This is a genomic window from Lactiplantibacillus paraplantarum (genome assembly GCF_003641145.1).
Lineage (GTDB): Bacteria > Bacillota > Bacilli > Lactobacillales > Lactobacillaceae > Lactiplantibacillus > Lactiplantibacillus paraplantarum.
The window spans coordinates 1,060,216-1,072,847 of the sequence record NZ_CP032744.1; the positions used below are offsets into that span (position 1 = coordinate 1,060,216).

A 12,632-nucleotide genomic window follows, 5' to 3' on the forward strand; every position below is an offset into this window, starting at 1 on the left:
ATGACCAATTACATCAAAAAGGTTGATTTAATAGGAATCAGCTCGCACTATTTTTTTAAAAATCATGCGAATGGCGGTTTGATTGTGTGGATGGTTAGTGAAAAATGACAACTTTCAGGAAGGATGCGATTAATATGCAACAATCTATTAATTATATTATGAATATCATGCACCTTGAACGCGACTTAAAACGACTTACATCTAACTGGTCGTCCGCTACGGGGCTTAGTTTGAATGAATTACGGATTTTAGTCTACGTTGAACAACATCCAGGCATTCAAATTGGTGACGTTGCAGATGCCTTGAACGTGGCTAAGGCCTCATTGGCACAAAATATTGGGACTCTGATTACCCAGGGATGGTTGAAAAGCCAACCAATTAAACAAGACCGGCGTTTGCGGGTGTTAACACTCACTAAAACTGGTCAGGAACGAATGAAAGAAGTCGATGCCCAGCTGACCCAATCACTCGATACAACGCCGGCAACGCAATTAGCAGATCAATTATCGGCCTTACAACTATAGACTGACGTACACGCTCACGGATGATTAAGTGAAGGTATAACCTTAACGCGGGACAAAGGGGAAGACTCTTTGTCCCGCGCTTTTATTTTGAGATTTACTGATGAGGGGAGCGTTATAAGTTAATAATTACTCAGCTTAGTTTACGCTAGGTTAAGTAATTTGGAGTTAATAAAACTGATTGAGGTGTAATAAAACGTATGCATTATAATGTTGAACCGCTGCGAACTACGCAAGAAATCGATGATTTTTTGTGGGCTGTGTCGCAAGCGCGTTATGGGGAACGTAACCGCATGATTGTTTTGGTCGGTATTAATACCGGGTTACGAATGAGCGACATTTTAAGACTAACGGTTGGGCAAGTTCGAGGTAGAGACCGCGTCATGATTATGGAACAAAAGACTGGTAAGAAGCGTTGGCTGTTCTTGAAAAATCTAAAGACTGAATTGGGCCGCTTTACGCGCTATCGGGCCACTAGTGAACCATTGTTTTGTAGTGATCGGGGTGGTGCGTTGACTGTGAATGGTGTCTATCGGGTCTTCCAGACTGCTAGTGAGTATCTTGAACGTGATGATATTGGGACACATACATTGCGTAAGACCTTTGGATATCACTATTATCAACAGACGCATGATATTGCTGGTTTGATGATGATTTTTAATCATTCTAGTGAACAGGTCACAAAGCGCTATATTGGAATTGAACGGGACAACTTAGAGCGGCAGTTATGGGACTTTAAACTAGGGGTTTAGTTGCTCATTGACTAGCTATTGGGATTAGGAGACACTAGATTTGTGATAGAAGCAGTGGTTTACGTGAGGCTATAGTAATAAAAATATTTTTATGGAACGTTTCACGTTTGGATGATGCTAATATGTTGTAAAATACAGATGTATTCATATCGGAACACTACCATTTTAAAATAGTGAGTGGTGTATGATAAATGTGAGAGACAATGGTTTACGATTGGAGGGCAAATTATGTTAATGTACGTTAATTCAAATCTTTTTGATAGCCCCGCCCAAGTGTTGGTGAATACTGTTAATACAGTTGGTGTTATGGGGAAGGGAATTGCACTTCAATTTAAAAAACTTTATCCTGAAATGTTTAGGAACTATCAACATTTCTGTGAGAGCGGTGCTTTGACGGTAGGAAAATTATATCTATATAAAGCACCAGGAAAATGGATCTTAAACTTTCCAACTAAAAAGAATTGGCGAAATAAATCGCAATTGGCATACATTGAGGCCGGCCTACAAAAGTTTGTAGCGACCTATCAGGAAAAGGAAATCGAATCTATCTCGTTTCCACAATTAGGGACTGGAAATGGTGGCCTTGATTGGGAACGAGAAGTTCAACCGTTAATGGAAAAGTATTTGCGAAAATTGCCAATTAAAGTCTATGTCCATATTTATACTGGATGGGAAAAACAACCAGAGTATAAGAATATCAAGGAAATGCGTACTTGGATCGAGAGTGAGCCGGATTCTTTGAGCTTTACAGAATTTAAGCGAGATTTCATTACGGCTCAAACAGGGACTAACTTCGTTGAAAAAAATCGACGTATTCAGATTGTTGATGATGATGAACCGGTAGATGCAACCGCAGGAAGTTTTATGAAGATTACACATCAGGATACCAATATAGCTTATGCGATTACACAGACTAATTTCACTGACATCTGGACTCGACTTCGAGATCAAGGAATACTTTTGGATGTTGATTTGCCACAGTCGGTGCTGGAACATCAAGATAATGGTCTTTTAAAGCAATTATTAGTGAAAATACCCTATATTACAACGCTATCGGTCAAAATAGGCGAGGATAAGACCACGGCGCTATCATTACGTAAGCGGGCCCTATCAGAGCGTGCTACCAAGAAGTCGGCTGCTTACTCTGAAATTCTAATGGAGGGGTAGTATGTTATATCAAGATACTGTGGATCGTCTACTAAGTGGCAAGATTGATATTGGTCTTAATCCAACTAAACGAAAATATTGGCCACGTTTTGCTTTTCACTTCACCGATATTGATAACGCAATTGATATTTTAAATCAAGGTTTTTTAGTTTCGAGGGAATATGCTAAAAAGTATGGTGTAATGCGCAATGATAATGCTAGCAATGTGGTGATTAGTCAGACTAACGAGAATGTTAAGAGTATGGTGCGGCTGTATTTTCGGCCGCGGACGCCAACGCAGTATTATAACGAAGGTTTTCAGACTTCGTATAGGTGTAACCAGAGTGATCTTCAAGCGAATTGTCCGGTACCGGTGTTCTTTCTGTTTGATCTGGTAAGTCTTTTAAAGTGCCCTGATGTTCAATTTTCAGATCGGTCGTTGGCTAGTAGCGGAACTTCGCTAATGAGAACACCGACAGAATTTAGTCGATTGCCATTTGATAAGATTTATCATGATTCAGGGATGGCGGGACTAGATAGTTTGCAGCGAAGAAAGATTACGCAGCATAAACACGCGGAAATTGTTGTACCGCAAAAGCTTGATTTGAGTTTACTTAAACTGATTTATGTTCGATCAATTGCTGAAAAAACGACCTTATTGGAAAAATTACATGCTGATTGTAATTTTCGGTATGATTCGCTTATACAGGTGGGTGATGAATCTACTTTTTATATGGATAGAAATTTCATTCAGAGCGTTAATATGAACACTAGGTATCTGCATATCAAGAGTAATGTTAAAGATCCTTATCCTAAAGAATGGGGCAGAGAGACTAAATTTGCCATCAATCCTGACAGTGAAAATCGTTACTTGAACGTGGTTGTTAACATCTCTTTGCCAAGCGGAAGGATGGTTAGTTGGCCGGGATCTGATCATCGGGCAGTTTTACACAATAAAATGGATTTTAGGTGGCCTAATCCTTTAAATAACTATCAAGTAGAAGTTTTGATTGATGGTCATGTCGCTTACTATAATCACTTTGAACAAATTGATGATGCGCCATTTTAGACGCGAGACGGGCTGGCTTTTATCTAAAATGACGATTGACATTGGTCGTTAAAAAATAAGGGAAGTATCCGGATTAATCCGAATGCTTCCCTTATTTAGGTCTGTTTATTCAGTCTTAGTTTCAGCCGCCAAAACAATCTTGCCGTCTTCAACTTTTGCGACCATATTCTTAACGTCGCCATGGTCCAAATAGAAGTCGGCGATGCGATCTTCGATTTGTTCCTGGATAACGCGCCGAAGTGGCCGAGCGCCCATTTGTGGGTTGTAACCTAGTTCAACGAGCTTTTCCTCAACGGGTTCTGTCACGTGAACATGTAAGCCTTGGTTAGCTAACATGCCGTTGACATCTTCGATCATCAAGCCAACAATCTTCATCAAGTTTTCCTTGGATAGCGCGTTGAATTGAATGATGTCATCAAACCGGTTTAAGAATTCTGGTTTGAAGTAATCTGTCAAGCGGCTAGTGATGTCGTGGGTCTTACCTTCAGCAGCAGCACCAAAGCCGACATTAGCCTCACTGTCGCCAGTTCCAGCGTTGGAAGTCATGATGATAATCGTATCCTTGAAGCTGACCGTCCGGCCTTGTGAGTCGGTTAAACGGCCATCATCGAGAATCTGTAAGAACATGTGCATGACATCCGGATGAGCCTTTTCAACTTCGTCTAGTAGGACCAAGCTATAAGGATGACGCCGAACTTGTTCAGTTAACTGACCAGCTTCTTCATAGCCAACATAACCAGGCGGTGAACCAATCAACTTAGCCACTGAATGGGGTTCCATGTACTCACTCATATCAAACCGAATCATGGCATCTTGTGAGCCGAACAGTTCTTTAGCCAGTTGTTTAGCCAATTCAGTTTTACCGACCCCGGTTGGGCCGACAAACATGAAGGAGCCGATTGGCCGACCAGTCCCATTGAGACCAATCCGATTACGCCGGATGGCCCGGGCAACAGCTTCAACCGCTTGGTCTTGGCCGATGACCGTACTCTTAAGATCAGGCGCTAAGGTCTTCATTTGGGCTTGTTCCTTAGCCTGCAAGTCACCAACTGGAATACTTGTCTTTTCTTCGACAATTTGTTCCATATCCTTGACTGTTACAGTGGCAGTGTCGTTATTAGGCTGGTCTGAACTTTCATCGGGCTTAGCTTTTTCTAACTTAGCTACTTGATCACGATAGTAGGCCGCTTTTTCGTAGTCTTCCTTCTTCAAGGCGTCCTGTTTCTGCTTTTCGGCCTCATCGATCTTTTCTTGGATCGTCTTTGGATCAACCGTCTTCAATGTTAAGTTCTTACGTGAACCGGCTTCATCGAGTAAGTCGATGGCCTTGTCGGGTAAGAAGCGATCTTGAATGTAACGGTTTGATACCTTAACTGCCGCTACGATAGCATCTTGATCATACTTAACGTGGTGATAGTCTTCATACTTCTTTTGAATACCCTTCAGAATCTTGATGGATTCTTCGACACTTGGTTCGTTGACCGTGACCGGTTGGAACCGGCGGGCGAGGGCGGCATCCTTTTCGATGTCGCGGTATTCATTTAATGTCGTAGCTCCAACTAATTGGAAGTCGCCACGAGCAAGGGCGGGCTTTAAGACGTTACCCGCATCCATACCACCTTCAGCATTGCCGGCACCCATGATTTCATGGATTTCGTCAATGAAGAGAATGATATTCGGATTACTTTGAACTTCCTTCATTAATTGCTGCATTCGTTGTTCAAATTGACCCCGAATACCAGTCCCTTGAACAAGGGAAGCCACGTCCAAACGAATAATTTCTTTATCTAACAGTTTTTGTGGAACTTGACCAGAAACGATTTTCTGTGCTAAACCTTCCACGACCGCCGTTTTACCAACACCAGCTTCACCAATCAAAACGGGGTTATTCTTGGTCCGGCGATTTAAGATCTCGATAACACGATTGATTTCGTTATCGCGACCAATCACTGGATCAATTTTGCCCTGTTTAGCTTGCGCGGTTAAGTTGAAACCGTATTGACCAAGGAGGCCACCGCCGTTGTTATTGCCACGACGATTACCGCCATTAGGACCAGCTGGCTGGGTCGGTGGGGTCTGTTGTTGCCGGTACGCGTTAGAATCAACGCCGCCCTGCATTGCACGGAAAATGTCGTCAAGACCACCAAAACCGAATGGATCTTGTGCCATATCAGCACCTCCAACTCCGTTATTTGGTTGCTGTTCCTGATTCTTTAGCAGTTGATAGCAATTTTGACAAAGGTTGATTTGTCGCCGCTGACCGTTGACGCTCGTATATAAATGAATCGTCGCTTCGTTCTTATGGCAATTGTCACAAAGCATTATGCTGTCACACACCTTTCGCATCAGAAATATAACTAAATCGATTAGGATCATAGTTAAAGGTTCATCGGCTCTTTGACCTTTGTTGACCTTTGATTATTAGTATAGCGAATTTATGGACTGTTGCAAGTGAAAAGCCTCAGGGTCAAAACTGGACGTGCGGCCTAATTAATTCGCAACGACTAATTGATTCAAATATTTCTGAAGAGTCTGGATAGTTGCAACTCATAGCTTGTCATGTAACCGGATTCGTTGTATATTAATTATCTGGCTAGGATAAGTTATGTGTGCAACTGTCTGTCTATATTATAGTACAAAGCGGTTTTTTTGCATGCATCGAGCCTGACCAGTTTTGATGTTTGTTAGGAATGGCCTTTCATTGGCAGTCACCAACTGTCAGTGAGCGGCGGAGGGCCTTAACCAACGGCATTGATTGTGATGCAGCAATGTGTCAACCTAACTTTGAGGAGGCGGTAATTGTTTGGCAACGGATTATACTCAATTAATGGAAGCGTTACGTCATGGCGAACGCGAAAGTTTTACCGTGACGCCGGATGAATTTATGGCTTTTCACGATGCTTATATGAAATATGAGTATCGGAAACGAGTCATTGGTATGGCGGACTTAGATGGCCGTATCGTTTACCATTTCGAGAAGGATGGTAAGACAACCAATTAATAGGCCTAGCTTGAATGAAAGGGCTTGTATTTTAATTGGATAATTGCTATCATCATTATTAAGGGCTCTTGAGCATACGTGTTGGCGGCAACTCGAATGGACTCGGAACCAATTTTAAATTTATTTATCTTGAAGGAGATCGAATAGTTATGGAAAAGAAAGAATTTCACGTAATCGCAGACACTGGTATCCACGCACGTCCCGCAACTTTATTGGTACAATCAGCAAGTAAGTTCAACTCAGAAATTACGTTGCAATACCAAGACAAGTCCGTTAACTTAAAGTCCATCATGGGTGTTATGTCACTCGGTGTTGGTAAAGATGCTGACGTTACCATTTCTGCTGAAGGTGCCGACGAAGCCGACGCCATCGCAGCTTTAACTGATACGATGAAGAAAGAAGGATTATCTGAATAATGGCTGAAAAGGTACTAAAAGGAATTGCGGCCAGTGATGGTATTGCAATTGCTAAGGCCTATATGCTAGTTGATCCAGATTTATCATTCGAAAAAACAACGGTTTCTGATACGGATGCCGAAGTTGCACGGTTACATGACGCTTTCGATGCTTCCAAGGCTGAACTAAAGGTCATTAAAGACAAAGCGGTTGAAAACTTGGGTGAAGAAGAAGCGGAAGTTTTTGAAGCTCATATCACCATTTTGTCTGACCCAGAGATGCTTGGGCAAATTGAAGGTAAGATTAAGGATGATAAAGTCAATGCTGAAGAAGCGTTGAAGGAAGTTACTGATACTTTCATTTCAATGTTCGAAGCAATGACGGACAATGCATATATGCAAGAACGAGCTGGTGATATTCGCGACGTGACGAAGCGGGTCTTAAGCCACTTGTTAGGGGTAACCTTACCAAGTCCAGCTTTAATCGACTCCGAAGTAATCGTGGTTGCCCACGATTTAACACCTAGTGATACGGCTCAACTTGATCGCAAGTATGTTAAGGGCTTCATTACTGACATTGGTGGTCGGACTAGTCATTCGGCTATCATGTCACGGACGCTTGAAATTCCAGCGGTCGTTGGTTCTGAATCTGCTACGACTGATATCAAAGAAGGCGACGCGGTTGTCTTGGATGGTATCAATGGTGACGCTTTAGTTACGCCAACGGATGCTGAAGTTGCCGATTACCAACAAAAGGCTAAAGACTTTGTTGCGCAAAAGGCCGAATGGGCGAAGTTGAAAAACGAAGCCACCGTTTCTAAGGACGGCAAGCACTTTGAATTAGCTTCTAACATTGGGACACCGGACGATATGGACGGCGTTTTGGATGCTGGCTCTGAAGCCATTGGGTTGTTCCGGTCAGAATTCTTGTACATGAATAGTTCAGAATTACCTGACGAAGATACCCAATTCGAAGCTTACAAGAAGGTTGTCGAAGGAATGAACGGCAAACCGGTTATCGTTCGGACCATGGATATCGGTGGTGACAAGGAATTACCATACTTGCCATTACCTGATGAAATGAACCCATTCTTAGGTTACCGGGCTATTCGGATTTCCCTTGATCGCGATGACATTTTCCGGACCCAGTTACGGGCGTTATTACGGGCGTCACATTACGGTCAATTACGGATCATGTTCCCAATGATTGCTACGCTTGATGAATTCCGTAAAGCTAAGGCCATTTTTGAAGAAGAAAAGGCTAAGTTGGTTGCGGCTGGTACGCCAGTTGCTGATGACATCAAGCTTGGTATCATGATCGAAATTCCAGCAGCAGCTATTTTAGCTGACCAATTTGCTAAGGAAGTTGACTTCTTTAGTATTGGGACTAATGACTTGATCCAATACTCCTTTGCTGCCGATCGTGGCAACGAACAAGTGTCATACTTGTATCAACCGTACAACCCATCGTTGTTACGCTTGATCAAGCATGTCATTGACGCTGCTCACGCTAACGGTCGCTTCACGGGGATGTGTGGTGAAGTTGCTGGGGACCAAATTGCGGTACCATTATTGATGGGCTTAGGCTTGGATGAATTCTCAATGAGTTCAACTTCCGTGCTTAAGACACGTTCATTAATGAAGAAACTTGATACTAAGGAAATGGCTAAGTTAGCTGATAAGGCACTTAACGAGTGTGTCACTAACGAAGAAGTCAAGGAATTAGTTGAAAAGAACGTCTTTGGTAAATAAACGATTAAGCTAAGAGCAAATCTGCGGATTTGCTCTTTTTTTGTGCGCCGGCATTGGTAGTACGTTAATCCATAATGACTGCAATGGTTGGTGAAAATTAGAACGTCCAGCCAGACATTACATTTGTAAGTGGCGTCATAAGGCTGGCGTTCTTAAAGATAGTTTTTGGCGCTTACCTTGGAAGTGTGCATTTCTAGCTGACATAATTTCAGTTGGGGTATATCCGCCTAGGAGGATGGCCAGGATTAGCATTGGTTAAAAGGCTTGTGGCGGGCTGTCAGCTGATAGTGCTGGAAAGCAAAATGTCGTAGCACGCATTTTGACGAGCGAGGAGGTAGCCGCTTGCTACGAGCTGGCATTGATGGTACTAAGGGACTTACAACGTGCTTACATCGTGGAGACAGAATATGGCTTAACATTTTCATAATCTGTGACTAATTTTCAGTCAGCGCTTAGATGGGACTTCTTTGCCACGAACTCTTAATTTATATTAAGATTATTTGCAACTCGGATATTTAACCAATATAATGTTTATAATATAGGCATTAAGTCGTATTTCGTCACGACCGTGTATTAATGGTCTAAAAGCGGTTAAGCAACATCAGTTAACGACATTGTTGATTGATGGAGATAAGGGGAGAATCTACGTGAATATCGGGATATTTACAGACACATACTATCCACAAGTGAGTGGGGTCGCAACGTCAATTAAGGTGTTGCGCAATCAACTCGAACGGGCTGGTCATCAAGTCTATATCTTTACGACCACGGATCCCCATGTTGATAAGAATATTTATGAACGAAATATTTTTCGATTTACGAGCATTCCGTTTGTTTCGTTCACGGATCGGCGAATCGCTGTTCGGGGACTGTTTAAAGCTTACCAAGTTGCTAAGGATCTCGGACTAGATATTGTTCATACTCAGACAGAGTTCTCAATGGGGATGATTGGTAAGTTTGTTGCCAAGCAATTAAAAGTGCCATGTATTCATACCTATCACACCATGTATGAAGATTATTTACATTATATTGCCAATGGAAAACTGTTAAAACCATACCACGTTAAGGAAGCCACCCGAGCGTATTGTTATCATCTCAATGGGATTGTCGCACCCAGTGAGCGAGTAGCCAAGACACTTACTGGCTACGGGGTCAAGGCACCAATTCGGATTATTCCCACTGGGATTGATATTAATCAGTACGAACAGCAATCGACGGCTGATTATCGACAAAAACTTGGTTATCAGCCCGAGACGCCCGTGTTATTGTCATTAAGTCGGTTGGCGTATGAAAAAAACATTCATGAAGTCATTGCGGCGTTACCGGCGATCTTAGCGCAAGTGCCAACTGCCCAATTGCTCATTGTTGGGGATGGTCCGGCACGTGAAACGCTGGAAAATCAAGTTCAGGATGCTGGGCTAACGGCGCATGTTCAATTCACTGGTGAAATTGATAATGATGAAGTTTATAACTACTATCAGATGGCGGACTTGTTTGTTTCGGCTTCTAATTCGGAATCACAGGGGCTGACGTATATTGAAGCGCTAGCTGCAGGGCTTAAAACGGTGGTTGCATCTAGCCCGTATACGGATCAGTTATTAGATGATCCATCACTGGGAACGACATTTACTAGTGAGGCCAGTTTGGTTAAGGACGTGGTGCGCTATTTACAGCACCCTAACACTTTTAATGATCCCAAACCTCGTCAAAAGAAGCTTTATCAAATTTCAGCGGAGTATTTTGGCAAGCAGGTCATCAACTACTATCAAGACGTGCAGTTGGCATATTCTGAATCAACGGATAAGTCGGCCAACATTAGCAATTAACGTGTGTCGAGAAACGAATGAGTATCACTGATAGTTCAGGGATGCTTATTCGGTATGGGCCACGTGTGAGGGGACGAATTATGTTAGACATTACCATGTTTTCAAAAGCCGACTCGGTCAAGGGTCAGGGGGTCGGCAGCGCCTATTTAGAATTAATGCGGTTGTTACGAACCCATTGGCAGGATGAATTTAATATTAAGGTTAATCGGTATGGTCATGCGGCAATTTCACATTACCATACGGTTAATCCGATGTTTTATTTATCCACATTTATGCCCAACCGTGGTCGTAAGATTGGCTACGTGCATTTCTTACCAGAGACACTCGAGGGGAGCTTGAAGCTGCCACGACCGTTTCAAGTAATTTTTAATCGCTATTTGATCTCTTTTTACAAGCGGATGGATCACATTGTGGTCGTGAACCCGACCTTTATTCCAAAACTAGAAGCCTATCATATCAAACGGGCGGATGTAACCTACATTCCTAATTTTGTTAGTAAACGTGAGTTTTATGAAATGACCAAGGCCAAACAGTTGCGCTTACGCCAGCAGTACGGTTATGATCAAAACAAATTTATGATTATTGGGACTGGTCAGATTCAAGACCGGAAAGGTGTTCCTGACTTTATTACGTTAGCGAAGCAGAATCCAGATATCCAGTTCGTGTGGGCCGGTGGATTTTCATTCGGCCGGATTACGGACGGTTATCAAGAGTTGAAGCGTGTGGTGGATAATCCGCCCGCTAACCTGTCTTTCCCAGGAATTGTGCCGCGTGAAAAATTGGTGGATTATTATAACATGGCGGACTTATTCTTGCTGCCTTCTTATAATGAACTATTCCCAATGTCGGTTTTAGAAGCCTTTAGTTGTGGTACCCCAGTCTTGTTGCGAGATTTGGATTTGTACCGGGCCATCATTGATGGTTACTACCAAGCAGCCAGTGATGTCGATGATATGCAACAGCAGATCGACCGCTTACGACATAATCCAGCTGGGTTGCAATTTTTACATGACAAGGCAGTGTTAGCTGCTCAGGATTATTCTGAGGAACGGCTGGCTAAGATTTGGCATGATTTTTATTTGCAACAGGCAAAAGAGGGGTAGTCAATGACAAGAAAAAACATCTGGTCATTACTCGTGATGGTTGCGCTTGGTGTCGGCATTTCTTGGTACTCGTTGCGCAACGTTAAGTTAAGTAATCTGATGGACGACATCCTCACCTTGAATTGGTGGTGGTTGTTAGTGGCTTTAGGCTGTGTTGGACTGTACTTTGGCCTAGAAGCGGTGGTCGTGCAAAAGTTTGTCAGACATCGCTATCGGAATTATACGTTTAAAAATGCCTTACGTGTGCCTTTAGCGGAGCAGTTATTCAACGGTATTACGCCGTTTTCTTCAGGTGGTCAACCGGCTCAGATTTTTGTGATGGCTCAGTCAGGAATTGATGCGGGGCGTGCAAGTTCGGTCGCACTGATGAAGTTCGTTGTCTTTCAAGCGATGGTGGTTTTAAACTTCCTATTTGCAATGTTAATTGGGTTCCATTACTTGGCTGAGAAGTTAAGCTACTTATCGTTATATGTACTGTTAGGTTTTCTTATTCACTTCGCAGTGATTGTTGGCCTACTACTGGTAATGTACTGGTATAACTTTACGAAGCGGGCAGTCAAGGTTGTATTGGCACCCGTGGGTTGGTTTATGAAAGCCGAACGATTTGCCAAGCTTGAAAGCAATATTAGTGAAAAAATCGACTCGTTTTACGAAGAAAGTGTTCGGATGACCAAGGACTGGCGGATGCTGGTCGAAGTTTGTATCGTGACATTTTTGCAGTTGTTAGTTTACTACTTGATTCCATATTTTATTATGCGGGCAATGGGGATTGATGACGTTAATTTGATCATGGTGACGAGCCTGAATGTTTTGATCTTCTTAGTCACATCTCTGTTTCCAATTCCCGGTGGGGCTGGCGGCGCTGAGTTTGGCTTTACCGCCTTGTTTGCAAAGTTTATTCCTAGTCATAGTAAGTTAATTCTGGCGATGTTAATTTGGCGGATCTTGACGTACTATCTAGGCCTATTTTTGGGGATGATCGCAATGGCGATGCGACCCGAAAAAGCTGAAGAAATTCCGATTGTTGCGCCTGATCAGTCGGATTCACAAGAACAGTAGTTTGAATGA

At 42.8% G+C, this 12,632-nt stretch carries 11 protein-coding genes; 10 read left to right on the top strand and 1 reads right to left on the bottom strand.

Translation table 11 applies throughout. The features are described 5' to 3' along the window. Positions 1–134: 134 nt before the first annotated feature. The 4 genes from LP667_RS05135 to LP667_RS05150 all read left to right on the top strand — a co-directional run bounded on the left by LP667_RS05135 (position 135) and on the right by LP667_RS05150 (position 3,488). Positions 135–524, top strand: a complete 390-nt coding sequence (locus LP667_RS05135; protein ID WP_021732348.1) for a MarR family winged helix-turn-helix transcriptional regulator — start codon at positions 135–137, stop codon at positions 522–524. 197 nt (positions 525–721) lie between these two features. Further along, positions 722–1,273: a tyrosine-type recombinase/integrase gene (locus LP667_RS05140; RefSeq protein WP_021732347.1), complete on the top strand. Its 552-nt coding sequence runs from the start codon at positions 722–724 to the stop codon at positions 1,271–1,273. 228 nt (positions 1,274–1,501) lie between these two features. Beyond that, the gene (locus LP667_RS05145) at positions 1,502–2,440 is read left to right on the top strand and encodes a macro domain-containing protein (protein WP_021732346.1); all 939 of its coding nucleotides are present in this window, start codon (positions 1,502–1,504) and stop codon (positions 2,438–2,440) included. Between the two features lies 1 nt (position 2,441). Beyond that, positions 2,442–3,488 (top strand): DarT ssDNA thymidine ADP-ribosyltransferase family protein, encoded by a 1,047-nt coding sequence (locus LP667_RS05150; protein WP_021732345.1) that lies wholly within the window; start codon positions 2,442–2,444, stop codon positions 3,486–3,488. A 105-nt stretch (positions 3,489–3,593) separates the two neighbouring features. On the opposite strand, the gene LP667_RS05155 is transcribed toward LP667_RS05150, so the two are convergent. Then, positions 3,594–5,810, bottom strand: a complete 2,217-nt coding sequence (locus tag LP667_RS05155; protein WP_021732344.1) for an ATP-dependent Clp protease ATP-binding subunit — start codon at positions 5,808–5,810, stop codon at positions 3,594–3,596. A 481-nt stretch (positions 5,811–6,291) separates the two neighbouring features. Between LP667_RS05155 and LP667_RS05160 the strand changes: the two genes are divergently transcribed. From LP667_RS05160 to LP667_RS05185, 6 genes are all read left to right on the top strand, one after another. Further along, complete coding sequence (locus LP667_RS05160) at positions 6,292–6,489, top strand: hypothetical protein (protein ID WP_021732343.1); 198 nt, start codon at positions 6,292–6,294, stop codon at positions 6,487–6,489. A gap of 149 nt (positions 6,490–6,638) precedes the next feature. Then, positions 6,639–6,905: a phosphocarrier protein HPr gene (locus LP667_RS05165; RefSeq protein WP_021732342.1), complete on the top strand. Its 267-nt coding sequence runs from the start codon at positions 6,639–6,641 to the stop codon at positions 6,903–6,905. Then, positions 6,905–8,635, top strand: a complete 1,731-nt coding sequence (gene ptsP, locus LP667_RS05170; RefSeq protein WP_021732341.1) for a phosphoenolpyruvate--protein phosphotransferase — start codon at positions 6,905–6,907, stop codon at positions 8,633–8,635. The genes LP667_RS05165 and ptsP overlap by 1 nt, the downstream gene beginning before the upstream one ends. A gap of 647 nt (positions 8,636–9,282) precedes the next feature. Continuing rightward, a complete protein-coding gene (locus LP667_RS05175) occupies positions 9,283–10,461 on the top strand; it encodes a glycosyltransferase family 4 protein (protein WP_021732340.1) in 1,179 nt (392 codons plus the stop codon). Positions 10,462–10,541: 80 nt separating this feature from the next. Beyond that, complete coding sequence (locus LP667_RS05180) at positions 10,542–11,564, top strand: glycosyltransferase family 4 protein (protein WP_021732339.1); 1,023 nt, start codon at positions 10,542–10,544, stop codon at positions 11,562–11,564. 3 nt (positions 11,565–11,567) lie between these two features. Continuing rightward, positions 11,568–12,623 (top strand): lysylphosphatidylglycerol synthase transmembrane domain-containing protein, encoded by a 1,056-nt coding sequence (locus LP667_RS05185; protein ID WP_021732338.1) that lies wholly within the window; start codon positions 11,568–11,570, stop codon positions 12,621–12,623. Positions 12,624–12,632 lie beyond the last annotated feature (9 nt).